Source organism: Photobacterium sanguinicancri, assembly GCF_024346675.1.
Lineage (GTDB): Bacteria > Pseudomonadota > Gammaproteobacteria > Enterobacterales > Vibrionaceae > Photobacterium > Photobacterium sanguinicancri.
This window is the reverse complement of record NZ_AP024850.1, coordinates 2,016,384-2,041,989: the sequence shown is the minus strand read 5'-3', so window position 1 is coordinate 2,041,989 and position 25,606 is coordinate 2,016,384. Positions and strand designations below refer to the sequence as shown.

The 25,606-nt window shown below is 42.8% G+C and carries 20 protein-coding genes; 8 read left to right on the top strand and 12 right to left on the bottom strand.

All coding sequences use genetic code 11. From position 1 onward, the window contains the following. Positions 1–107: 107 nt before the first annotated feature. The 4 genes from OCU87_RS09775 to OCU87_RS09760 all read right to left on the bottom strand — a co-directional run bounded on the left by OCU87_RS09775 (position 108) and on the right by OCU87_RS09760 (position 6,221). Positions 108–2,948 (bottom strand): Hsp70 family protein, encoded by a 2,841-nt coding sequence (locus OCU87_RS09775; protein WP_261857011.1) that lies wholly within the window; start codon positions 2,946–2,948, stop codon positions 108–110. A 181-nt stretch (positions 2,949–3,129) separates the two neighbouring features. Continuing rightward, positions 3,130–4,965 (bottom strand): Hsp70 family protein, encoded by a 1,836-nt coding sequence (locus tag OCU87_RS09770; protein WP_062690575.1) that lies wholly within the window; start codon positions 4,963–4,965, stop codon positions 3,130–3,132. Then, positions 4,965–5,633 (bottom strand): DUF2760 domain-containing protein, encoded by a 669-nt coding sequence (locus OCU87_RS09765; protein WP_189337853.1) that lies wholly within the window; start codon positions 5,631–5,633, stop codon positions 4,965–4,967. Before OCU87_RS09765 ends, OCU87_RS09770 begins: the two co-directional genes overlap by 1 nt. Positions 5,634–5,927: 294 nt before the next feature. Continuing rightward, positions 5,928–6,221: a winged helix-turn-helix domain-containing protein gene (locus OCU87_RS09760; RefSeq protein ID WP_094956900.1), complete on the bottom strand. Its 294-nt coding sequence runs from the start codon at positions 6,219–6,221 to the stop codon at positions 5,928–5,930. A gap of 506 nt (positions 6,222–6,727) precedes the next feature. Here OCU87_RS09760 and lpxL point away from each other — a divergent pair. Next, positions 6,728–7,657: an LpxL/LpxP family Kdo(2)-lipid IV(A) lauroyl/palmitoleoyl acyltransferase gene (lpxL, locus tag OCU87_RS09755; protein WP_261857010.1), complete on the top strand. Its 930-nt coding sequence runs from the start codon at positions 6,728–6,730 to the stop codon at positions 7,655–7,657. A gap of 104 nt (positions 7,658–7,761) precedes the next feature. On the opposite strand, the gene OCU87_RS09750 is transcribed toward lpxL, so the two are convergent. Next, positions 7,762–8,481 (bottom strand): phosphatase PAP2 family protein, encoded by a 720-nt coding sequence (locus tag OCU87_RS09750; RefSeq protein ID WP_062690577.1) that lies wholly within the window; start codon positions 8,479–8,481, stop codon positions 7,762–7,764. A 173-nt stretch (positions 8,482–8,654) separates the two neighbouring features. Between OCU87_RS09750 and OCU87_RS09745 the strand changes: the two genes are divergently transcribed. The 4 genes from OCU87_RS09745 (at position 8,655) to OCU87_RS09730 (ending at position 13,345) form a co-directional block, all read left to right on the top strand. Further along, entirely contained in the window at positions 8,655–9,581 is a 927-nt protein-coding gene (locus OCU87_RS09745) for a Gfo/Idh/MocA family protein (protein ID WP_261857009.1), read from the top strand. Positions 9,582–9,798: 217 nt separating this feature from the next. Further along, positions 9,799–11,166, top strand: a complete 1,368-nt coding sequence (nagE, locus tag OCU87_RS09740; RefSeq protein ID WP_062690579.1) for an N-acetylglucosamine-specific PTS transporter subunit IIBC — start codon at positions 9,799–9,801, stop codon at positions 11,164–11,166. Positions 11,167–11,373: 207 nt separating this feature from the next. Continuing rightward, the gene (locus tag OCU87_RS09735; protein ID WP_261857008.1) at positions 11,374–12,051 is read left to right on the top strand and encodes a response regulator; all 678 of its coding nucleotides are present in this window, start codon (positions 11,374–11,376) and stop codon (positions 12,049–12,051) included. Further along, positions 12,032–13,345 carry a sensor histidine kinase gene (locus OCU87_RS09730; RefSeq protein WP_261857007.1) on the top strand — a complete coding sequence of 438 codons (1,314 nt, stop codon included), beginning with the start codon at positions 12,032–12,034 and terminating at the stop codon, positions 13,343–13,345. Before OCU87_RS09735 ends, OCU87_RS09730 begins: the two co-directional genes overlap by 20 nt. Positions 13,346–13,448: 103 nt before the next feature. On the opposite strand, the gene OCU87_RS09725 is transcribed toward OCU87_RS09730, so the two are convergent. The 6 genes from OCU87_RS09725 to OCU87_RS09700 all read right to left on the bottom strand — a co-directional run bounded on the left by OCU87_RS09725 (position 13,449) and on the right by OCU87_RS09700 (position 19,543). Next, complete coding sequence (locus OCU87_RS09725) at positions 13,449–14,165, bottom strand: DUF3581 domain-containing protein (protein ID WP_261858366.1); 717 nt, start codon at positions 14,163–14,165, stop codon at positions 13,449–13,451. 808 nt (positions 14,166–14,973) lie between these two features. Continuing rightward, positions 14,974–16,743: a bifunctional molybdopterin-guanine dinucleotide biosynthesis adaptor protein MobB/molybdopterin molybdotransferase MoeA gene (locus tag OCU87_RS09720; RefSeq protein ID WP_261857006.1), complete on the bottom strand. Its 1,770-nt coding sequence runs from the start codon at positions 16,741–16,743 to the stop codon at positions 14,974–14,976. Next, entirely contained in the window at positions 16,730–17,323 is a 594-nt protein-coding gene (gene mobA / locus OCU87_RS09715) for a molybdenum cofactor guanylyltransferase MobA (protein WP_062690583.1), read from the bottom strand. The genes OCU87_RS09720 and mobA overlap by 14 nt, the downstream gene beginning before the upstream one ends. Then, positions 17,310–18,014 carry an ABC transporter ATP-binding protein gene (locus tag OCU87_RS09710; protein ID WP_062690584.1) on the bottom strand — a complete coding sequence of 235 codons (705 nt, stop codon included), beginning with the start codon at positions 18,012–18,014 and terminating at the stop codon, positions 17,310–17,312. The genes mobA and OCU87_RS09710 overlap by 14 nt, the downstream gene beginning before the upstream one ends. Positions 18,015–18,029: 15 nt before the next feature. Continuing rightward, a complete protein-coding gene (locus tag OCU87_RS09705) occupies positions 18,030–18,731 on the bottom strand; it encodes an ABC transporter permease (protein WP_062690585.1) in 702 nt (233 codons plus the stop codon). Continuing rightward, complete coding sequence (locus tag OCU87_RS09700) at positions 18,731–19,543, bottom strand: substrate-binding domain-containing protein (RefSeq protein ID WP_189337946.1); 813 nt, start codon at positions 19,541–19,543, stop codon at positions 18,731–18,733. The genes OCU87_RS09705 and OCU87_RS09700 overlap by 1 nt, the downstream gene beginning before the upstream one ends. A 266-nt stretch (positions 19,544–19,809) precedes the next feature. Between OCU87_RS09700 and OCU87_RS09695 the strand changes: the two genes are divergently transcribed. From OCU87_RS09695 to OCU87_RS09685, 3 genes are all read left to right on the top strand, one after another. After that, entirely contained in the window at positions 19,810–21,276 is a 1,467-nt protein-coding gene (locus tag OCU87_RS09695; RefSeq protein WP_261857005.1) for a sigma-54-dependent transcriptional regulator, read from the top strand. Positions 21,277–21,300: 24 nt separating this feature from the next. Continuing rightward, a complete protein-coding gene (locus OCU87_RS09690; RefSeq protein ID WP_261857004.1) occupies positions 21,301–23,355 on the top strand; it encodes a sensor histidine kinase in 2,055 nt (684 codons plus the stop codon). A gap of 407 nt (positions 23,356–23,762) precedes the next feature. Next, positions 23,763–24,110 (top strand): hypothetical protein, encoded by a 348-nt coding sequence (locus tag OCU87_RS09685; protein WP_261857003.1) that lies wholly within the window; start codon positions 23,763–23,765, stop codon positions 24,108–24,110. Positions 24,111–24,251: 141 nt separating this feature from the next. Here the strand turns inward: OCU87_RS09685 and OCU87_RS09680 are convergent, their stop codons facing one another. Then, positions 24,252–25,511 (bottom strand): transglycosylase SLT domain-containing protein, encoded by a 1,260-nt coding sequence (locus OCU87_RS09680; protein ID WP_261857002.1) that lies wholly within the window; start codon positions 25,509–25,511, stop codon positions 24,252–24,254. Between the last annotated feature and the right edge of the window lie 95 nt (positions 25,512–25,606).

The window sequence follows — 25,606 nt, the reverse complement described above, 5'->3', positions numbered from 1 at the left end:
CTTGAACCCTAACGGAAGCTTAATAGGTAGTGCCAAAATGCCGCTACTAACAGTAACAATATGTTTGTAAATGTTACGACGGGCAATTTGACACTATTTACGAGATATTAGTGCTTGATTAGCTGCAAACCTGCGGGCAACGCATCACCAAATACACGCTTTGTCTCTTCTTCTGTTAGCACTTTAACTTCAGAAACCATCTGAACCCAACTTGCTGGTGCTTTACTAGATTTCAGTTTCTCAATGATTGCCGCTCGGCTTGAATCATCAATATCCAGAGTGCGATCACCCGTCATTCGGCACATCATAACAGCAGCAAAACCGATATTAGGGTCGGTTCGCCAGTCAAGTTCCATCAATTCAGGTAAGCAATAAGCAATATGCTGGGATGTCAGTAAATTATGAGCACTCCCATAGAATGGACTACGAGTCCCTATACGGCCGACAGCCCACCAGTGCGCTTGAGAGTACTGACTTTTTTGTAGGCGACCAAACAGCCATTCAATAAGTTGAAGTTTATTCTCAAAAGGAAGGTGTTCAAGTGATGCGGCCAAACGCACCATATCTTGATAGCTACGTTCTTGAAGTTCTTTATTCAGTTTGCTATTACGTGATGCACTTGGATTAATGTATTTTGCGATGTCTTTATAAATCATAAGTTGCTGTTCTTGGGTGAGACCGCCAGCAACGCGGCGCCAGAATGTCCACCAATCACTCCAAGTTTGTGGGTTAGATTCAAACTGAATACCTTGTTGGTACAGCTGCCAAACTTGATCCATGCGCCATTCATCCGAAGGGTAACCAAAGCCAGGTCGAAGCGTGAAGCCAGCCAGTTTTAACCAGGTTCTTTCATGGAGATCAGAGCGACGGCGGCGCTTTTTGCTATCCAGCAGTGCGGTTGCCAGCTCGCGCAAACAAGGCGTTTCCCACGCATCTCGTTTTCCAAGCATTTTCTCTAAATCTTTTTGCAGAGTTTTGAGCGTTTTGTTGTCTGTAACTTTAGCACTTCCGCCGTAGACTAACTTTATCGTAGCTATTGCATCGTCTATGCGCGAAGGGAGAATGGATTCAGCCTGAGTCGCGTCTTTATCTTTGTTGCGGCTTAATTTGGCCAGATCTTTACGAACGGTAAATTCAACCTTCCAACGCTTTGATTTATCGGTAGCCGATACACACTCCACCTGCAATGTACCAACTTCGGTAAGTTGACAGGCGAGGGTGACGACCTCCCGTTCTTTTTGGTTAGCAGCAAGTGATGAGCGATCTGTGTCGCTGTCTAATGTGGCGATAAATGGCGGTAAGTTAACAAAACTGTCGGTATCAATATCGACAATTTGACCAACTTCTGTATGTGTATCATCGGTTGATGACACTAAGTTAAAGCGTACTGGTTCGCCAAGGGTTAATGCAAAATAGCGATCTTCTAGGTGAATATCACTTCCTTCATCAGTTCCTTTTGGTAATAGACACAAACCTTGTTTGGCTGATTTCTTATCTTCGATGGTTAAAAAGTAAGAACGGGCAGAACCACCACCGATTTTAAGTTGTGCGCCATGGCGTGCTTTTGCATAAGCGACTGCACCATAAGCTACTGATAAATCAGGGTGTGGATTAACGAGTTGCGTGACGCTGTCACCCTTCCATTTCTTGAAGATATCGAGCGTTCTTGTGCTCAAAAGTGGGCTGTTGAATACCCCACCATTAAGCAGGACAGCTGTTGGAATTGGTGGGACATCGCTTAGAGCAGTTTCACCTTTTTGGTTTAGTGCATCGCGACAAACTTCGTCGTGCAACTCAATAAATTGTGCAAGGTGTTTACTGATAGCTGGATCAGCTGCGTAGGGCAGGCCAAACTCGACAACAGCTGCTTGACGTTGATTGGGTTGGTCTGAAAATTCTGTTAATGGGAAGAAGCCATCCAGCGCAATGGTATGTACTTCTTCCTTTGTTAGTTCAACGCTTTTTGCACCACCAATCAAACGTGAACCACTTCCCAGTAAAGTCACTTTTGCAGTGTCTGGCGCATTGCCAGACAGTAGTTGCTCTTTTACTTTACGTGTTTGTTGGATCAGTTTAGATAACCCAGCCGCCGTTAACTTTTTATCACTACCATGAAGGCGAAGCTCTGCTTGATGAGCAAGAGCAAGGTCAAGGTTATCGCCACCCAACATTAGGTGATCACCTACACCTATACGATCAAGCTGAAGTTTACCTTCATTTGAGCTCACTTTTATTAAACTTAAATCGGTTGTACCGCCACCAACATCGCACACCATAAGTAATGGAATATCTTTAAGTAAGGTGTCTGCGTTGTCTTTATTTTGTGCATACCAGTCGTAACAAACCGCTTGTGGTTCTTCAAGCAGTAAAACGTTAGGCAAGCCTGCTAGTTTGGCGGCTTCAAGTGTTAATGCGCGTGCGGCTTCGTCAAAAGAGGCGGGCACCGTGATAACCACTTCTTGGTGTTCAAGCTTACAATCTTGGTTGTGGTAGTTCCATGCTTGGCGAACATGATTCAAGTAACTCGCACTGGCAATTACTGGTGATACTTTTTCAACGCCTTGGCCTGATGACCAAGGTAGGATGGCTTCATTACGATCGACATTCGGGTGAGATAACCAACTTTTTGCACTAACGACTTGTCGACCTTCAACTTTTGCCCCAAGCTCTCTTGCATACTCACCAACAATCACCAGCGGAATGTCACCGTCGACCAATGCTGGCTGCCATGGCAGGATTAATTCAGATTCATTAATTTCACTGGCAGCAGGGTGGTAACGAAAAGAGGGGAGTAGCGGTTTACGTGCAACTTCACCAGGGGCGATGAGTTGATCGATGTTGAAAATATGCGTAGGGCTATTTTCAAGGTTGTCGGTAATTTCGGTATAAGCAACAACGGTGTGTGTTGTACCTAAATCAATACCGACAAGAAAGCGTGGGGAAGCCATTTATCACTCCAGATAGTTATACCAATGGTGAATGCTGATTGGTAGCGAAGTGGTAGCCGCAATTTTTATTGTTTAAATTGTTTGTACAGTGTTTGCGGGGTACCAGTTTAATAAATAAGGTAATGTCCGATACTAAAACAAACGGCGCATCGAGGATGCGCCGTTTTAATATTATCGATGATTATTTTTCACGAACATCGAATTCAACTTGCCACTTCTGGCCGCCATCGCTAGGAATAGCTTCTAAGCAAAGAGTACCTAATTCCGTCACGCGAGATGCAAGACGAACAGGGACAACTTCACCTGCTGTGCGGCCTTCAGAAACAGGTAGGGTTACCTGAATAGTAGGTAGCTCTTCCATTTCTTCTGGTTGCCACCAATCAAGATGCGTACCTGCAGCGTCGTCGCGGCGAACTGTAGAACCAAAGAATTGGAACTGCACCGGTTGGCCAATCACTAGACCAAACTCTTGGCTAGGAACATCAGCATGAGTGCCTTCTTCCATCCCAAACGGTGCCACACACAATGCTTCTAATGGTGGCTCCATACCTGGGATGGCTGGCATCGCGCTTTCGATACCGACATAGTAGCTGCTTGCGATACCACCACGGATACGAACGCCTTTACCTTTGCGTACAGAACCGTAGTAAGACGCACCACTTGCAACAGCAAGATCGAGATCTAAACCTTCAAGTAATTTAGCTTCTTCTGAACCTGCTGTTGTTAACCAGCTATTGATAATAGCCAGTAAGCGATCAGAGATAAGCTCAGACTTCAGTACACCACCGTTAAACAAAATAGCGGTAGGGCGGATGAAATCTTCATGAATTTGTTCAAACTTCTCAAACAGCTCGTCTACAGCAGAAGCTTGACGGCTTAAGAAGCTAGCAACATGACGGCTTACCGCTGCATCTTGTGCATATGGCAGACCCATTTGCGTTAATGCGCCACGTGCCGTTTGTACCGGATGCTCTTCAATGCCAGTGCGAGGGAAGAAACCCTCAACCAGTGTTTGTTGAACTTCTTCTTGGGTTAGTTCGGTTTGAAGCGTGCCACCCAGTAGTTTTGAACCACGGCTAGGTACAACGATTGGAACCGCTTGTAATTCAGCATCACTTAGCAGTGCTTCTTTCGCATCGCGACATGCATGCGTGATAGCTTGGATCTGCCAAGGTTGTAGTTGTTTACCTTCTTGCGCCAGCTTCATTTTTAAGCGGTAGGCAAGGGCTAAATCCATGTTGTCGCCACCCAAAAGGATGTGATCGCCAACAGCAACACGATTAAGGGTTAAGTTACCTTCTTCTTCAGTCACAGCGACTAAAGAAAGGTCGGTAGTACCACCACCGATATCAACAACAAGTACGATGTCGCCAACAGAGACTTGGTCACGCCAAGAATCTTCATTGTTTTTGATCCAGCTGTAAACCGCAGCTTGTGGTTCTTCAAGCAGGGTAAGGTGCTTAAAGCCAACATGACGGGCTGCTTCAGCCGTTAACTCGCGAGCTGCTGGGTCAAAAGAGGCAGGAACGGTAACCGTAACATCTTGATCGCATAATGGTGTTTCAGGATGATTATGGTTCCAAGCATCAACGAGGTGTTCTAAATAACAACGCGTCGCTTCGAGTGGTGAAGCCTTGATCACTTCTTCTGGGCTATTTAGCGGAAGAAATGCGTCGCGGCGGTTCACACCACCATGACATAACCAACTTTTAGCACTCGCGATAAGACGAATTGGTGTTTTACTGCCTAAGTTACGTGCCATTGCACCAACAATTGCCTTTGGCTGCGTGTTCCAAGGCAACGCTGTGTCGCCCTGTGCTAGCTCGGATTCATGTGCTTGATACATGAATGATGGCAGTTGATCTTTTTCTTCAACGTGACCCGGCGTCGTTAGCTGGGCGATAGGCATTACTTTAACGCTGGCATCTTCATCTTGAAGGTCAACATACGACAATACGCAGTGAGTTGTACCTAAGTCGATACCAACGCTATAACGGTGTTCTTGTGTTTCTTGCATTACAGTTCTACCTCAGCGGCGGCAATAATCTGAGCATCATGACCTTCTGCCATTTTTGGCAGATTGATATCAGTTACTTTCCAACCACGATGGATCAGTGTTCCAGTAAATGGTGCTTCGCCAACGACATTGCCCGTTAGGCGAACTTCAGAGGCATTAAAGCCTGCTGGTAGTGTTACGCGAGTTTCTTCTTCTTCAGAACGCACAGGCGCAAAACTAAAGTATTCGTTTAGCACTTTCTGACCGCCTTCGTGAATAACACGAGCTGCGGCACCGATATCAGCGTCAGCAAAACCTTTTAGGTCTTCTTGCATAAAATCGATAAAACGCGCTTCCTGTTGTAGCAAAGATAGCAGTTGAAGGGCAGCGTCGGGTGTTGATGTTTTCAGCTTAGGTTCAACTTCAACAATCTTTTCGACGATTTTTTCCACTTCGACGATTTTCTCGACAGGGATTTCAACAATCTTCTCTACTTCAACGATTTTTTCGACAGGTTTTTCAACCTCGACGATTTTTTCTACTTCGACTTGTTTCTCAACAATTTTTTCAACTTCAACAGGTTTGCCTTTTTTAGCGATGTAAAGCACTAGCATTACTAACACTAAACCACCTAACCAAGCGTGTCCCATATCGAGAGTTGTCGGCATTGCCGATAGGTCAACAGTCATTTTAGAAAAATCAAAAGCCATATTCGTCTACTCTTTGCAGTGAAAAATCGATTCACTATGAACAATTTAGCCAGAATACTACCATAACAAAGCCGCATTACACCTAGGCTGACAGCATTTTTTACCTGAATTGCAAGAAGAATCGGGGTCTTAGTGTATTTTACAACCAATCCATACGCTGATATTGTGTTGTCATCGTGCTCTGAAGATTATGATAGGACATTTTTTCCTATTTATTACGGTATTAGCATTCATGTTGCAGCGTGAATGGCATTCGGTGTGACATATTTTCGATTATGGATAATCCAACAAGCCTCTGATCTCTGCGATATGTTGTTTTAGCCAAGTTTGATTAATTGCCCCCCAGTCTCTAATGACATAATGGCCGCTATGATTACGCTCACCTTGAGTTTGCTCAAACTCACAAATAATGTCGAGCTCGGCAAGGTTTTTGATAGTGTCTTGTGCGGTACGACGAGGCATACCACTAAATTCAATAATAGCTGGCACGCTTGAAACGCCTGTATCAATGAGATGGGCAACGTAAAGACGGCGGTAAAAACTTGATTTTGTTTTGCTAATACTCATGTCAGCGAAATGTCCATTTGATTAGTCCTTGATTTTTCGAGCTTATCATAAAATATACATCAATTGATTTAGCTGGATCTATTGTCAGCTTTTTTTACACTCTGGATGCTATGGAACGTTTGTCTTTTACTAACTAGCTGAATATAAAGCACTATAAAAGTTGGCAACAGTTATGCATTAACCTTTGTAGTTGAAAGTTCTATCCACAAACAGTTTTCTTGTTCAAATTTTCCTTATTTAGAGGTAGGCGATTGAGGTAGCACGGGCTTAGGGGGATAAGCGCTAGTGCGGTAGTATCGAAATTGTAATACCTCCAGCCACCGTAATGGTGGCTTTTCTTTGTCTGCGTATTTCATTTAGTGAGATCAAGCGGTTAAAACGCCACCGCTAAACGACGTCTATGGGATGCTTTCTTGCTATAGCTAGCGTCAAACCATAAAATATCAGATCTATTACCTGAACGATCTCATCTTGCGATCACGAAATTAAGGGACTGTTTATACAATATGAGCAAGTTTACCCCGCCAAGCTTTACAAAAGCGTTGCTGCATCCGCGTTATTGGCCGACGCTATTTTTGATCGGTGTGATGTACCTGATTAGTTGGTTACCTTATTTCATTCAGTTTCGCATGGGGCAAGGGATCGGACGTTTAGCTCTGAAATTTGTAAAGAAACGCGCTAAAACCATCAAGCGCAATCTTGAACTTTGTTTTCCTGATATGGATGACGAAGAAAGAGATGCGATGGTAAAGAAAAATATTGATAACACGGGTTTGGCTTTATTTGAAACAGGCATGGCTTGGTTTTGGCCAGATATTCGGGTTGAACGGCATGTGACTTATGAAGGGCTTGAGATTCTAGAAGAGCTAGAAAAGCAGGGCAAAGGCGTACTGGTTGTTGCTGTACATTCAATGAACCTTGAGCTCGGAGCGCGTGCTATGGGGATGAAAATGTCAGGCAGTGGTGTTTATCGTCCTAATAATAGCCCTTGTTTTGATTATTTTCAGTACCAAGGCCGTTCTCGTTCAAATCGTTCGTTAATTGATCGTAAAGATGTAAAAGGAATGCTGAGAGAGCTACGTGGTACAGCTCGTGTTTGGTATGCACCTGATCATGATTATGGTTTACGCCGTTCTGCTTTTGCTCCCTTCTTTGCGGTAGAAAAAGCATGCACAACAACGGGTACCAGTTTATTAGTGGATGCGTCTGATTGTGCTGTGGTGCCGTTTGCGATGATACGTGATACCGACTCAGGGCAGTATATTGCTAAAATTATGGAGCCATTGACGGAATTTCCACACGGTGATCCTGAAGCTGCGGCCGTTTATATGAATAAAGCGGTAGAGCGTATTATCTTGGAAGCACCTGAACAATACATGTGGCTTCACCGCCGTTTTAAAACACGCCCAGAAGGTGAAGCGTCGCTTTACGACTAAAACCATGCTGATTTGCTGTGTACAGCATTGCCATTTCGTTTTAATTGCAACGGCGTAAATAATAAAAATGCCAACCGATTCGGTTGGCATTTTTGTATTCCGTCTTACCCTTGCGAGCCATTTTTTATCGGTTCGGGTATAAAAAGGTAGAGTAACCCTGCGCAGAAAGTCGAGGCAATTAGGTCTGTAGGCCAGTGCATACCAAGCCAGATTCGACTCATAGCGACACCTAACCCCCAAGTAAATAGCAAAGTAATGGGTAAGTAGCCCCTATTGCGAAGTAAAAAACCTCCCCAGAATACAATGCATACAGCAACAAAAATAGTGTGACCAGAAGGGAGTGAGTAGTTGGTTTCGCCTTCCCAGTGGCGGATGCGCCATTCACTGACATTTTCTTTTGCCTGCTCTATAACAAGCTCTTTTTGATCTGCTGATAATTGATAAAACGCAGGGGCTGAGTCAACCAACTTAAGCGCGGCAAGTTCATGCGTATAAGGACGAGGCACTTCTGTAATGTGCTTCATGATGGATTTGGCCGCAAAGCTTAACACTAAAATTAAGGCAAATTGACACCATAAGGTTAGGCAGGTTTTTTTATCTTTTTTATAAGCTAATGGCAGAAGGCATAACATGGCGACTGTGATAATAAACCATGGATTACCTGCCGAACTTGAAAGCAGAGTAAAAATAAAACCTGTACTGTCATTTGCTGGAGCAACTAAAGAAGGCGAGGGAAATAATGCTAATAGTGCTAGCAGTATCAAAGTGAATAAACCAAGCACCTTGTAGCCAGGTATTTTACGTTGTAGTTGGGTGCGTAACATGATGTTTGCTTGTGTTGTACAAAAAAGAGAGCAACTATAGCAAAAGTGAAGTTAGTCAGTGTAAAAAATACGTCATTTAATTTGTGAGCTTATATTGCGCCATTTTCTGTTGCATCGTGAGAACGATGTTATCATTTGTACCTATAATCAATGTGCATTTGAAAGGAAAGTAGATGAAGATCGGAGTCATAGGGTTAGGTGATATTGCAGAAAAAGCACATTTACCCGTATTAACACAACTTTCTGATATTGAATTAGTATTTTGTACGCGTAATGCAGAAAGAGTTGCGCAACTAGCAGCAAAGTACCGTGTGAGTGAAATATGTACTGATTACCGCCAGCTACTCACTTTTGGCATTGATGCAGTGATGATCCACAGTGCAACGTTTTCTCACTTTGAGATAGCACATTTCTTTTTATCGCAAGGCCTACCTGTTTTTGTTGATAAGCCACTGTCAGACAATTATGCCGATTGTGAAGCTTTACATGAATTAGCAGAAATAAAATCTTTGCCTTTATTTATGGGGTTTAATCGCCGTTACATTCCACTGTTTAATAAAAGTATGCCGAATTACCAGATTGGCAACGAAACAGAGCAACCCTTATTATCGTTGCGGTGGGAAAAACATCGCCACAATCTTACCGGTGATGTTCGCACCTTTGTCTTTGATGACTACATCCACCCGCTAGACAGCGTGAATATCAACGCGATGGTAAAAGCCGAAGATTTGCATATTATACGTCAATTTGATGGTGACCAATTGGCGAGATTAGATGTGCAATGGCAGAACAAACAAACGATGTATCATGCCTCTATGCACCGCCTTCACGGTTGTACCCAAGAAATTGTTACTGCCAATTATCGTAACCAAACGTTCCAGTTTGATTCATTCGTTACGGGTAAACAGTGGGAGGGAGGCGTTGAATCTAGAGTGCAGAGTCCTGACTGGACGCCTATGCTTGCCACGAAAGGCTTTCATGCAATGCACGAACATTGGGCCTCTGTTGTAGAAAGCGGTAAACAAGATAGTCAATTGACAGCGCGTAATCTTCATTCACATTATTTATGCGAACAAATTTGCCAACGTTTAACTCGATAGCTTTGAGTGCGACTATATCTTCAACTCCCACGATTAAATAATAGCGCTAAAAATAGATAACAGATGAAAATAATACCCTCCACTAGGCTGATAGTGGGGGTGTTGTTTCTATAGCTAAACTAAACGTTAAGTATTCTTAATCTTCTGAAAAGGTTCGCTTTAACGCCACTTAAGTAAAGTATATCGCAATAGATAGCGTTATTTTATGGAGTGGAATATGAATATACTTGGCTACTTTCAAAAACTCGGTAAGGCATTGATGTTGCCTATCGCAGTCCTACCTGTCGCAGGCTTGCTATTGCGATTTGGTCAACCCGATTTACTTGATGTGGCATTCATGGCTCAAGGTGGCCAAGCTATTTTCGATAATATTGCCTTACTTTTTGCTATGGGTGTTGCGGCCGGTTTATCAAAAGATGGCTCGGCAGCTGCGGCTATTGCCGCTGTTGTTGGGCATCTAGTGATGCTGGCTGCATTGGGTTCGATGAATGCAGATATTGATCCTAGCGTCGCTGGTGGGATCATCGTAGGTATTACGGCGGGGCATTTGTATAACCGTTTTTACATGATCAAATTACCAGACTTTTTAGGCTTCTTCGCTGGTAAACGTTTTGTTCCCATCATTACAGGTCTTGTTTCCTTAGGTTTAGCGATTTCATTTAGCCTTATTTGGCCTCCTATTCAGAGCGCAATTAATATATTGGGAGAGTGGATGCTCGGGAGTGGTGTCGCAGGTACGTTCACCTATGGCTTTGCTAACCGATTACTGATCCCTTTTGGTTTGCATCATATATTAAATACTATGGTGTGGTTTGTGTTTGGCGAATATAACGGTGTAACAGGTGAAATATCGCGTTTTTGGGCAGAAGACCCACAGGCTGGATTAATGCTAGCAGGCTTCTTCCCAATTATGATGTTTGGTTTACCCGCTGCTGCTGCTGCATTTTACTACTGTGCTAAGCCTGAAAATAAAGCCCGTGTTGCAGGCATGCTAGCCAGTGTTGCATTTACTGCGTTTTTAACCGGGATCACCGAGCCACTTGAATTTCTATTTATGTTCTTGGCACCAGCCTTGTATGTGGTGCATGCCATCTTTATGGGAATAAGCTTGGTTATTGCTTACCTATTGGACGTGCATTTAGTCTTTAGTTTTTCAGCGGGTTTGATTGATTATATTTTGAACTTTAATGCACCAGCTGCACTCAACGCGTGGAAATTAATACCAGTCGGGTTAGCTTTTTCGGTGCTGTATTTCGTGACATTCACGTTTGCGATTAAAAAGTTTGATCTGAAAACGCCAGGTCGAGAAGATGAAACCGATAACGAAGGTGCATTGGAATCTAATGTACAGCCTAGTGAGCTAGCTCAAGCTTATTTAGTCGCTCTTGGTGGTAAAGCAAACCTGACCGATATTGACGCATGTATTACACGCTTGCGCTTAACGGTGCTCGATCGAAGTAAAGTGAATGATGCCAAAGTGAAGGCCCTAGGCGCGAAAGGTATCGTAAATGTGGGTGAGAAGAACGTGCAAGTGGTTCTTGGGCCACAAGCTGAAATGATAGCGACAGAAATGAAACAATTGTAAGCGAATAAAAAATAAGTGGTTTATCCCCCTAAACCACTTGCGGTTTGCTGTTCAGTAAGCCGCTTTTTTGTATTATGGCACTTTGTGTTAAAGCAATAAGTTTTACTCCCTTTACTGGTGAATTTGCTCGTTACAGACGTGTGTAGTGTAGTTGAGCTATGTTCTTTTTTGGGAAATGGAATTTAAAGGGCATATAGGGTTATAGGTATGAAAATACTGATTATTGAAGACGACTCTACAACAAGAGAGTTTGTGGCCAAAGGGTTACGTGAGCAGCAGTTTGTCGTCGATGAAGCCAGTGATGGTCATCAAGGTTTAGTGATGGCAACCAGTTGTGACTATCAACTTATTATCCTAGATCGCATGTTACCGCTAATGGATGGAATGAAAGTACTTGCTGCGTTACGCGCAACTGAAAATAATACACCAGTACTTATTTTGAGTGCGATGGATTCGATTGAAGATCGTGTCGCGGGCTTAAATGCAGGAAGTGATGACTATTTAATAAAACCGTTTGCATTGGCTGAGTTATTAGTGCGCGTGCAGTTACTTATCAGGCGGGCATCTTCTGACAAAAGGGAGGTGACTAAATATGAGTATGCTGATTTAAAACTGGATCTTAGATCGCACCGCGTATGGCGAAGCGGCTTTTTAATACCTCTGCAGCAAAAAGAATTCCTTTTATTACAATATTTACTGGAGCATGCAGAGCAAGTAGTTTCACGAATGCATCTTTTTGAGGCGGTATGGAGCTATCATTTCGATCCAAAGACCAATGTGATAGATGTTCACATTGCTAATTTGCATAAAAAATTAGAAGTTGAAAATAGTGAGAGTTTAATCCATACCATCCGAGGAGCAGGATATGTTCTTCGACAACCGTGAGCTACTGTCTCGTTCCTCAACATTCAAACTATTACTGTATTTTTTAGCGTGCATTGGTGTGATTTACACAGTATTTGTTCATCAAGTTTACTTAAGTTCAGACGCCTTTCACCGTAAACAACTTGATCGTGAACTATCACAAGAGACTGAGGTTTTTGCTGCGTTAGCGACACAGGGTAAGATTGACGCCACCCGTACGCTTATTGCTGAAAAGCAAAGTATATCTAGTCCATTCACCTACCATATTCAACCTGTTAGCACCCAAACGGTTAGTTTGAGTTACCCTGCGGCACTAACTGGGAATCAACCATATTTTGAGCTTTCTGAACTGAAATCAGGTAGTAGCTTATTGTTAGATGATCATACTGTTTTACGCATTGAAATAAACCAAGACTTGCTACAACAGTATCGTGATGATCTGGCGCCAATGATGATATCGGGCGTCGCACTGCCTGTTATTGTGATGATTGCTGGCGCAGTATGGTTCGCAGTTAATATTATTCAAAAATTACAGCGAGTAAACTTCGCCATGAACCGTGTGTTATGTGGAGAGAAAAGTGTCAAGTTGGCTGTTAGTCGAAATGATGATGAGTTTGATCTGTTATCTATCCATCTCAATTTTATGATTGAACAAATAGAGAAAAAGGAAAGCTCTCTAAAGGCGCTGACTGTTGGCATTGCCCATGATCTACGTACACCTATGTCACGAATGAAATTACGAATAGAAAGTTTGTTAGATGATGCCAATAACCCTCAGATAAAAAAAGAGTTAGAAGCTTGTCACGATGATCTTGAGCTATTACTGGGGATGTTTAATGGCATGTTAGAAATTGCTAATCTCAATAGCGGTAAGCAACTTGTCAGCAAGCAGCCTGTTGATTTAGCCGCAGTTGCACAAGACGCCGTTGATTTTCTACGACCGTTAGCCGAAGAAAAACTACAACAACTCACTATTCGCCAAGATACGCCTTATCAGCTTGATGGTGAGCCAAATTTACTGTTTCGTGCCACAATTAATTTGATTGAAAACGCCATTAAATACACGCCTGAAAAGGGAATAATAACCGTTGTTACCGACCCATTTGGAGTGGTGGTGATTGATAATGGTGAAGGTATTTCTGATTTGGATAAGTCACGCGTTTGTGAACCTATGTATAGAGGTGACAAAAGCCGAACACAAGCAGGCTATGGGCTTGGATTAAGCTTGGTTGATGCCGTAATGAAGCGACATGGCGGAGAGGTTATATTCCGAGATAATACCCCAGGTTTAAGAGCTAGACTTTACTTTAGCTAAGGTTTTACAGCGAATTAGACCAAAAAGCCTGATGGTTATCACTAACGATCAGGCTTTCTATCATTAATTTGGGTATCTGTTGAATGATCAGAGATTCAAATAGTTAAGCTGCAATGGCATTGAAATGATCTTTACGGCCATTAAAGCGATTAACAAGATCATCGATGTCATCTTGGCAATAAGGCTTCAAGCCACTCATTACCATGCGTTTACGACCCGTACCAACCACTTCACCATTTTCTTTGAAACAGAAGTTTAAAGTAACGCTACCACGTTTTCCTTCGACATCAATTTCAGATTCAGTCAATTCGACGGTAGGGCAGGTTAGATCTAAGCGAGTAAAGTCGAGTTCCATGCTTTCATAGATCACTAACGGACGTGCTGGGTTAATCATTATTTGCTTTGATTCCATTAAAGGAACCATGATGTGCGGGAAGTTCATACCAGAGAACTGAACATAGCTTTTTGTCACTTGCTCAATCAACGCTTGGCTGTGTGTTGTATCACCGCCGCGTGTAATGTGAAGGTATTCTTTTCCGTTGTTATCAACCATCGATTGGTCAGCATCAGATTTTGAATCAATGTTTAGCGCAATGCCGTCATTAATCATGCCCGCAAACTCAAAACGCATTTTTTGGCTAAGTCCTGCTTTAGCAAGTACCACAGAGAAGAGAAGATCACCAGGCACACAAAAGCGCTTATTATCTTCATCATGAATTGGGTTGAAATCACCGGCTACACGTTTAGCGAAGTGACTTGCTTGTTGGCGTGAGAAAGAAAACTCACCATTTTGCTCTGAAAAGTACGAATTTAAAAACATGTTTAACTTATGAATACCTTCGTTCATCTAACTGTCGCCTATTGTACATGAGTTTTTTCTCAGTAATGGTCTAGCCACTTGCTGCCATAACGGCTGTCTAGAAAACAAGGCTTTAATTTGAATGAATATGCATATGCTTATTCACTTTATTGTACATAACAGCTAATTATCCCTATATTATGTGTGTCTTTATTGTCTCAAAGTACTGATTATTAGGCTTGGTATTAGTTTTTATATTGAATAGAGCTAGGTTATCTAATTAGAGACATTAGTTTCATTTAGGGAAAGATAATAGTTGTATTAATATTGAGCGTTTTTGTTCTGAGTGCTATTGATAATTATTGTCACATTGGTACCTATGAGGCACGTGTTTCACAAATGCAACAGGGTTACAATAGGTGTTGGTTGTATTTTGTCCGCAAATGCAGATTTTGATGGCAAATAGAGCGGATAAATAACTTAAACTAATTTATAAAGTTAAGTTAGATTTATTAAGTGCAACGAGTGGAATAATTATGTATTATATCACCATACCGAAAACAGACACTTAAATAGAATTGGCTAGGTTATGCTCTGTTCTAACAAATAAAATAAGACAGATAACAGATAACCATCTTCTAGACGTGTAGAAGCCAAAGGAAAAATAAAGTAGCAAGGAAGCTACAAATAAAAAAGCGCTCAACAAGTAGCTATCGTTACTTGTTGAGCGCAAAAATATTAGTCAGAGTAATAGGTACATTATTCCAGTTAAGGCTAAAAAGATCGTCTCATCCCTAGTTGGTATTTTCTATTACCGCTTTCATCAGTATTAAATTCGACCCGTTAATGGGATCACTCTGACCTTGTCACCAACTTCCGCATTTGGCTGTTCCGGCAAAATTTCTATCAAACAATTCGCTTCACTCATTGAGCGTAAAATCCCCGAGCCTTGTTGTCCTGTTGATTGTACCGTGAGTCGTCCATTGGCATCGAGTTGGTAAATTCCACGAGTATATTCAGTACGGCCAGGGCGTGAACGCAGTTTTTCTGTGGCAATCGCTGTGTAGCAAGTTGGTTGCCAATTACAACCTTGCATCTTGCGTAGTGCTGGCTCTACAAACTGTAAGAAAGCGACGATGACAGCGACAGGGTTACCCGGTAATCCGAAAAATGGTGTGTCTTTAATTTGACCGAACGCGAGTGGGCGGCCAGGACGCATGTTGATACGCCAGAAGTTTATTTGACCTAAAGCATCAAGCACAGTTTTGATGTAGTCCGCATCGCCTACAGAAACACCACCAGATGATAAAATCATATCAGCTTGTTCGCTCGCCGCATTCAGCGTGGTTTGAAGTGATGTTTCGTTGTCTTCAATGATACCGAAGTCAATCACCTTACAGCCAATTTTAGAAAGCATTGCTTGCAGGGTGAAGCGGTTAGAATCGTAAATACAGTTTTCTTTTTGTGTCTCACCGGGTTGCTGTACTTCATCGCCTGTTGAGAATATAGCAACTTTTAGTGGTTGCGTGATGGTGACGTTATTAAGGCCCAAAGAGGCAATCATACCGACCTCTGGAGCTGTAATTACACTGCCAGCAGCGATGGCGACTTGGCCTAATGCGAGGTCTTCTCCTGCTTGACGTACGTTTTGTCCTTTTTTAATGCCAAATTGAGTGGTATCAAAGCGCACAAGGTCGTCTGTTTGTTCTGCCTGTTCACGCATAATTACGGTGTCAGCACCTTGGGGCACGGGTGCGCCAGTCATAATACGAACAGCTTGGCCTGCTTCAAGTGGCTTGTCATAGCAATGGCCAGCCATCACTTGACCGACAACAGTGAAAGATTCTAGCTCGCAGTCAGATCCTCGAATCGCATAGCCATCCATTGCTGAATTCGTGTGCTGTGGAACATTTACTGGTGATAAAATATCTTGTGCGACAATCTGTCCCAGCGCATTTTCAAGCGATACAGCGACTTCACGAGGCAACGTTACGATTTGATCTAAAATCTTAGCACGACCTTCGTCAACCGATAACATGTCGCTATTGTTTACATCACTGCAATCTAGGCTCGGTTTTTCTAACGTGCCTTGAGCAAAATTGACAACAAAATCAGTGATCTGATCGAGATTGTTGATGTCCATTTGCGGTAGATGTGTGTTTGCAGGGATGTTAGCGGCAACGGCGATAATATTGCTGTCGTCAGGGTGTAGCCAAGGTTTGCCGACTTCTTCACGGTGCAATTCAATTTTTGGGAAGTCGAGTTTTTTAAATCCTTCAACCAAAATCAAATCCAGTGCGGTTTGATCTAATTGGGAAATGAGGTGAGGAAGGTTAGCTTCTTCTTCTGGCGTTTCAGTGACTAAGGCTCGGCGGTAGCGCGAAGAAATCAACATCTGAGAAGCACCAGCTTTGCGTAAACGGTAGCTGTCTTTACCTTCTTGATCGATATCGAAGTTATGGTGAGCATGTTTAATCACGGCAATACGAATGCCACGCTCAACCAGTTTTGGCAGCATAGCTTCTAATAACGTCGTTTTGCCTGTTCCACTAAAGGCCGCAAAGCCCAGTAAAGGTAAAGAAGCGCTAATTTGACTCATGTTGTTTCCCAAATTGTTGGAGTTCTTCTGGCGTATTAAGATTTACAAACGCGTTAGGCTGGTCGCTAAAATCGACAGTTATCATATTGCATTGGCGGTACAGTAAAATGATTTTCCTGTCGCCATTGGCCAGAAAGGCTTCCAGCTTAGGGAGAATGCGACGATGGAGTAGGGTAACGACAGGTTGGATATGTTCACCATCATGAGCGACAGCAATATCGGTAGAGGCATCACAGGCTTGAGACATACGTTCAACAAGGTCTGAAGGCAGTTGCGGGCAATCGCAAGGTACAAAACCGATCCATTCATTGTCGAGTGTATGCAGAGCGGCATGCATACCGCCTAAGGGGCCGGGGTAGTCTTTTATTTGATCACCAAATACTGTCCCAAACGCTTGGTATTTATCATGATTACGGTTGGCATTGATGGTGATGTGTTGTGTTTGTGCGGCGAGAATGTCAATAACATGCTCTATCATTGTGCGGTTATTAAGAGAGACTAATCCTTTATCGTTGCCCCCCATACGGCTGGCTTGTCCGCCAGCCAAAATTACCCAGCTTGTCTTTTCAGGCAAAGGCATAGTGATTTTTGTCCTCATTGACGAGTTGTAAATCGGCTCGTTCGACTAATTTATTATGTGAGATTGTCCAGTGTCGACGGCAGAGCTTAGTCAGTGCGTTTTGTTGGTGGCTTGTAATAACAAGGCTAGCACCACGCTCTAATAAATCTTCAGCTAATAACACTTGGCGCTCAGTGGATTCTGCATCAAGGCTGGCGCTGGACTCATCCATCAGCAATACGCTAGGTTTTAATACCCAAGCGCGTGCCATGGCAACGCGTTGGCGTTCACCACCTGATAATACAGAAATATGTTCATTAGCCAATGTTTCAAGCCCGACTAAGCGTAACGCATTGATGACTTCACTGCGTTGCGAGTGACGATCACTGAACCGATATTTTAAACCGTAGCATACGTTATCAAACACACTACCATCAAACATGTAGGGGGTTTGATGCATGTAAATCACACCGCCGCTGCGCTGACTTTTAAATAGTCGCGAAGTCCAAGATTGGTTTTGTAGATTGACGTGGCCAGTGGTTGGCTTTTGTAGCCCCGACAAAATCTTTAGTAGAGTAGTTTTACCCACGCCGTTATCACCACTTAAATAAATGGCTTCTTGAGGGCCAATGTTAAGTTGAGGGACGTGAAAAAGCAGACGATCTTTGTAACGCATTGACAGGTCGTGTGCTTGAATTGAAATTTGAGACATTACCAGCTCCTCAACTTAATTTGTGCGCAAGTGAGCTTTGCCACGGGCAACAGATAAAAAGAAGTTTAGCCCTAGAGCTAATAGGAGTAACACAATCCCTAGCGCGACACCTTGCGCAAATGCGCCTTTTGAACTCTCTAGTGCAATGGCCGTTGGGATATTACGGGTCGCATTAAGAATGTTCCCACCCACCATCATTGAACAACCCACTTCTGTAATTATACGGCTAAATGCTGCGATTATCGCGGCCAATAGTGGGAAGCGACTTTCCCACATCAAACTTAAAAAAGCTTTTGGCAGACTCGCCCCAAGTGTAAGGGCAGTTTCCCATGCGCGTTTGTCACTGTTTTGAAAGGCGGCATGCATCATTGAGACTAAAATGGGAAAACAAATAAAGATTTGCCCCAAGATCATCGCTTCTTGAGTAAACAATAACTTCCAGTCACCTAACGGCCCAGCCCGAGACAGCAGCATGTACAGCAATAAACCGATAACAACGGTTGGTATCGATTGGAAAGTGTTAACGAGAGACAAAATGACCCAACGTCCGGGAAATTTCCCATACGCCAAAGCAAAGCCAATAAGTAAAGATGGCAATAGCACTGTTGCTATTGCCAGTAAAGAAACTGAGAAAGAAACGCCAACAATGCTCCACAGGGCAGTATCACCACTGAGGAGCAGTTGCACAGCTTCTTGGGTTGTTAACCAAAGATTCATTATTTAGTGATAGCATCAGCAACGAATAGTTGCTCTCCATGACGTTGATAACCATTGATCATTGCTTGTGCTTTTGGATTCACAAGCCAATCACTGAATGTTTTCGCACCTTGGTAGTTAATGTCTGGGTAGCGGCTTGGGTTAACCAGAATTACTTGATAAGGGTTGAATAAGCGCTTATCACCTTGCACCATAATTGATAGGTCAAGTTTGTTTTGGTAAGCCAGCCAAGTACCGCGGTCTGTCATTGTGTACGCTTGTAGCTCAGAAGCCATGTTTAGCGTTGGACCCATGCCTTGGCCAACCGACTTATAGCCACCAAAGTTTGGTTCGATTTGTGTTTGTTTCCACAAGTTTAGTTCTTTTTTGTGCGTGCCGGAATCATCACCACGAGAAACAAATGTTGCGTTGTAGCTCACAATGTTTTTCAGAGCTTTGGTAACGTCTTTCATGCCTTCGATTTTTGCTGGATCGTTATTTGGACCAACAACAACAAAATCGTTATACATTAATTTACGTGGAAGCACACCGTAGCCTTCGTCAACAAACTTAGCTTCAGCTTTTGGCGCATGCGTCATCACAAGATCAACGTCACCGTTTTGGCCCATACGCAGTGATTTACCTGTACCTGCCGCTAATACTTCAACGGTGTAACCTGTGTCTTTCTTGAATTCAGGAAGAAGATAGTCAAGCAAGCCAGAGTGGTAAGTACTGGTTGTTGTAGCAAGACGGATCTTCATCTCGTCGGCAGCATGAACAGCAGCTGCAGTGGTAAGAGAAAGAATAACAAGTGTTGTTTGTAATAGTTTCATAGGTCTTCCTGACAAGTATGTCATTGATTGAATGCTTAGCGTTGCTATCTAAATAACCTCGCCCTATGGCGCACTATAAGCAATAGCAATGCCAACTTAACGATCTCGCATTATACTAATGTGCAAAATATAATTAAACCAATGATTTAAAACAAGATAATTATATTTAAAATGTTGAATGTGAAATGGTTTCAGAAAGTTTTTTGACAAAGCATGAGTTGGTGAGACAAAATGTCTCACCCCAAAATTACTCGAATAAAGAAATTATGTCAGATTTTCCGTCCACGTCACTTTGGACTGCCGTTTCCGTGTTAGTTGTTGATGATGAACCCGGCATGCGCGCCATCTTAAAAAAAGCACTCAGCAAAAAATTTGCCCAAGTTGACGTTGCGGGGAGTATAGAAGAAGCAGAAACATTACGTAAGCGATGCCATTTTGATTTATTGATTGTTGATATCAATCTACCAGGTCGTTCTGGTATTGAATGGCATGAAGCGTTTGACCCTTCTACGCGCCGTAGCGATGTTATCTTCATGACAGGTTACGCTGATCTTGATACTGCCATTAAAGCCCTTCGGGCGGGCGCATCTGACTTTATTCTAAAGCCTTTTAATCTTGAACAAATGATGCAGTCTGTAAGTCGATGCATCGAGCACCGATTAGTCGAACGCCAGAACTTTGCCTTGCAGCGCGATGTAGAGCGCATTCACCCTGTCGATATTATTGGTGATGCAGAAACGACACAGAAAATGAAAAACGTAATAGCGCAAGTTGCACCTTCCCTTGCCGCAGTATTGGTAGAGGGGGAGTCTGGAACAGGTAAAGAGTTAGTGGCACGAGCGCTTCATCAATTGAGTAAGCGAACAGGGCCATTTGTACCGCTTAACTGTGGAGCAATAGCGCCTGACTTACTTGAAAGTGAATTGTTCGGACATGTGTCAGGTGCGTTTACTGGCGCCAAAAAAGGTCGTGAAGGTTTGTTCCGCGTCGCCAATAACGGCACCTTGTTCCTCGATGAAATTGGGGAAATGCCACTTTCAATGCAATCGTCGTTATTACGCGCATTAGAACAGAAAGCCATTCGCCCTGTAGGGGCAGAACGTGAAGTGCAAATTGATGTGCGAATTGTGGCGGCAACCAACCGTAACTTGAAGCAAGAAGTTGAAGAAGGGCGTTTTCGTCGTGATTTATATTATCGTCTAAATGTACTGACCGTTGAGCTACCAGCATTACGAGATAGGTTGGATGACATCCCAACGCTTGCACATCATTTTACACAAGTGTTGGCGAAAGAGCTGGGTATGCAAGCCATGAATTGGACACATGAAGATATCCAAGCCATGCAAAGCTATGATTGGCCGGGTAATATTCGTGAACTCCGTAATATGATGGAACGTTGTATCTTACTAGGGAAACCACCAGCGGAGTATTGGCGCGAACTACAAGGCGATGCGATTCCGTTGCCTAGAATGGTGCAGCCCAATCAAATGCAGGCTGTAGGTGCAGATGCAGAAGTTGGATCAAACCGACCATGCCGCTGTCATGATGAAAACGACGTTGAACAGTTTTGTTATCCGACTGACTGGACGCTTAAAGATGTCGAAAAAGCACATATTTTACAGGTAGTTGACTCTCATAGTGGTAATAAATCAGCAGCGGCTAGACAACTAGGCGTTGCCCGTAAAACGCTAGAGCGAAAATTCAAAGATTGGGCTGATGAAGGCGTACTTTAATGAGCGACCACTCGGAATAATCGAATGAATATAAAACAGTTTATTGTCATGTGGGTACGTCGATTCCGCACTATGGTGCGCTATCGGTTATTGGTACTAACGTCAGTGCCGATAATCATTACATTGTTGGCGCTTATTGCGCTCACTATGTATTGGACCGTGATGTATACCTGGCAAAATGCCCTTAAAAATGTGCGGGCGGACTTGGCGGTTGCGCACCACAGCATGGAGTTGTTACAGCGTGAACAACGGATGCAGCTGGTGTCTTTAGCTTCATCATACGATTTTCAACATCGTCTTCGTACCGATGAAGCCAATTTAAGTGATTGGGTAAATCAACAGTCCGCCTCTTATGGGTTGGATTTTGTGGTACTTCATCCCGCTTCTGCATTGGGTGAGTTTTCAAAATTCAACCGCGGCTTGCTACTTAAGGGAGAAGAGCAAACATTCTTTCAAGTACTCGACCGCTCGGCTTTGGAAAGATTGAATCGCGATTTACCTGTATACGCCCATATCCCATTGTTGAATGAGAATGGCGTTGAAACGCGTGGTTTAGTCAGCCGCAGTTTATTTCCAATATTCAATGCACAAGGTCAGTTGCAATGGATTGTTGATGGCGGAATGCTACTCAATAACAGCACTTTGCTGGTGGATCGCATTCGAGACCTTGTCTATGCCTCTAATACACTACCTGACGGCAGTATCGGGACTGTGACTTTATTCTTGGATGATATTCGTGTCAGTACTAATGTACCGTTAGACAGCGAAAGCTTAAATGGTCGGGCTATTGGCACTCGAGTCTCTGATGAAGTGAAGCAAACCGTATTAGAGCAGGGGCAAAACTGGTTTAACCGTGCTTATGTTTATGACGATTGGTATGTGTCTGCTTATGAGCCACTGCACGATCACAATAATAATATTATTGGCATGCTTTATACGGGCTACCTAGAGTGGCCAATGCTTAAAGTCTACCTTACAAATATTGTTGAATTAGGGGTCGGTATTACCATTGTGCTCCTACTGTCAGGGTTTGTTGTGTATCGCGGAGCGAAGGATCTGTTTCAGCCGATAGAAAAGATTCACCAAGTAGCAAAAGCGGTTCAACTGGGTCTAGAGCGCCGTATTGGTGATTTAGATTTGAGTCAAGATCATGAGTTGCAAATACTTGGCAAGCAGTTTGATTCTATGCTGGATCAGCTTGAAAACCGTAATGAAGAGATCAAGCAAGCTTCTGTTGAACTTGAAGACAAAGTCGCAAAACGTACGAAAAGCCTACATGAAAAAACAGAAGAGCTAGAGCAACATATCAAATTGCTTAATCAGGCACGTAGCAGACTTGTCAGTAGTGAAAAACTGGCTGCGCTGGGTGAATTAACCGCGGGTATTGCGCATGAAATTAATAACCCGACTGCTGTTATTTTAGGCAATGTAGAGTTATTACAATTTGAGCTTGAAGACGATGCTGAACGCGTTAAAGAAGAACTCGAAGCTATTCACGAGCAAATCGATCGAATTCGAAATATCACCCGTAGCTTGCTGCAATACAGTCGCCAAGGTGGGGTGCAAGATGAAGTTACATGGCACCACCTCAATCCATTGGTTGAAGAAAGCTTAACCTTGGTGCGAACAGGGACGAAAAAACAGGACATCTTCATTGAGAAAGAGCTAAATGCACGTTGCAGTGTCGAGGTTAATCGACATCAACTGCTGCAAGTCTTGGTCAATTTACAGATGAATGGCGTTCATGCTATGGATGACAAAGGTTTACTTCGAGTCGCTACGGAAGATTGGTTAGATGATAATCAACAAGCGATTGGCGCAGTGGTTCATATTACGGATCACGGTTGCGGAATTGCGGAAGAGAACCTTGATCGTATTTTTGACCCTTTCTATACCACCCGACGCAGTGGAACAGGGCTAGGCCTATCGGTAAGCCAGGGTATTGTGAGCCAAAGTGGTGGAGAGATAATCGTGGAATCGAAGCTAGGTGTTGGGACAACATTTTCGGTGTACCTACCAATGAAAGCCTTAAATGGTCCTGATGTGATGGATGAAAACTTAATAGAGTCGCAAGTCTAGTCGCGATACTGGCTTGATTTAGGATTAAGCAGCGAACTAAATAAAAAAGCATGGTAGAAGCCATGCTTTTTTTATCGGTGTTGATTGAAGGCGCTGTTTTGTCATTGTCATTTTAAGTAGCAGTTTTTGTGCTGATACGAGAAATGAATGCAACAAAAGTTACATTATAAATAATCCTGCGATAAGAAAAGCAGAAGCAACAAAGGCGACTTTCTCAATAATGCCAAGATCGGTAGGGTCTATCAGTTCGTCATGGTGCATGGTTATTCTCCATTATTGTTTATAGTTCTACTTTAATCATAGACACCTAATTGATAATTAGGACATTTTTTAATAGGTATTTTTAGTAAAGCTGTAATTTTTTGTGGCTATACTTGTTTTATTGGCCACAAGGAAGGGCATAAATAATGAAGTTATTGTTTCTGATATTAGGTGCATTGCTGCAAGGGTTAGCAATTTATATGGCTTTTTTTGTAGAAAGCAGCTGGAGTGTTTATGTTGCAACCATTATGTCAGCATTTGGTTTGTGTACATTAGTTGGAGTGCGCAGCCTTATCGCACCAGCTTGTTTAATGGCAGGGATATTGATTGGTTTGTCGCTTTCCCATAATGAAGTAGATGTACAGCTACTTCATCAAATGGAAGCAACAGCACAAGCTTACAGTGACGATCGAATCTCATTGACAGAGATCAGTACCTATTTTGATAAGATTGCCTACTCCAAAATGGCCGCAACCAGCAACAGTTCGCAATAGTTGATATCTAAGTAACAAGCTCCTAAACAATAAACATCTACTGTTTGTGACAACTGAAAAATCTCATACCCATTTAAGTATCAGTATGAGATTTTTTATTGGGTTTTATATTTTTGGGGAAGATTAATAACCCTGTTTAAACTATCGTGGGGGGATAATCAGTTGCTGTCCGGCAGTGATAAAGGATCCAGTCAGATCGTTGAGTTGTCTTAGCAAAGAAACGGTAGTGTTGTTGAGTTGTGCAATCTCATTCAAAGAATCACCAGGCTTAATTTGATGAATATGAAAGCGGTATTTTGTATATCGCACATTTTCACGATTATAAAAGGAGGTAAGTGCATCCCTTGGCAGCAGTAACTTGTTGTCACGTCCTTTGACTGTATAGCCACCAGTATAACCAGGGTTTAAGGCATATAGCTCTTTGCTGCTGATCTTCGCATCTTTAGCGATAGTCTTTAACTTTACCCGTTTGTTAATAATTACTTCGCTCACCACTGGCTGAGGCTTAATGGAATTAAGCTGTAAACCGTAATGATTTTTATGCTGAATAATAGAAGACATCGCTAATAGTTTTGGCACGTATAAACGGGTCTCTTTGGGTAATTGTAAAGACCAGAAGTCTGTCGGTTTCCCCGCTGCTCTATTCTTCTTAATGGCATTTCGTACACGTCCTTCACCGGTATTGTATGCTGCGATAGCGTGTAGCCAGTTTCCTTTAAATTTTTTGTGAAGATATTCAAGTAGATCAAGTGCGGCATCAGTCGATGCAATAATATCGCGTCGACCATCGTACCCCTGCCAATACTTCAAGCCGAAGGTTTTACCTGTTGCGCGGGTAATCTGCCATAGTCCTGAAGCCCCTTGGCTTGAATAGGCGAACTGATCAAAAGAACTTTCGATAAAAGGGAGGAGTACCAGCTCCATTGGCAAATCACGAGCCTCAACTTGTTCATAAATATAAAATAAAAAAGGCTGGGCTCGCGTTGTTACTGTATCAATATGCTCAGGTTTAGTAATAAACCATTTTCGGTAGTAACGAATGCGGCGATTATTAGGGATGGGCATTTCCATATTGGCGGCAAGTGTATCCCACATATCATATTGATGGCGTGTGGCTTCATCAGCAAGCACCGGGGCAATGTGATTATGTACAGGGGAGTTATAAAGATAATGCGGTACTTTACCCGTTGCAATGTAGCTACCATCAAATTGATGGTGGGAAATTTTACATTCTGTCAGTTTACCAACAGGCTTAAATACACGGTTTAAAGCCAGTAAATCTTGTTCTGCTTTTATTGCTGCCTGATCAGGCTCTTTAGGGACAGATTGGCAACCGTTTAACACAAAAATTGCTAATACAAGTGTCATCGTTGCTTGTTGCATTTGCTTTATTAACATCATATACCGCCAATAAACTCATACAAATTAAACGCATTTCTTTATTTGTTACTTAAAGTATTAACAATAAAATTTTATGCTGCTGTTTAATAAATTTG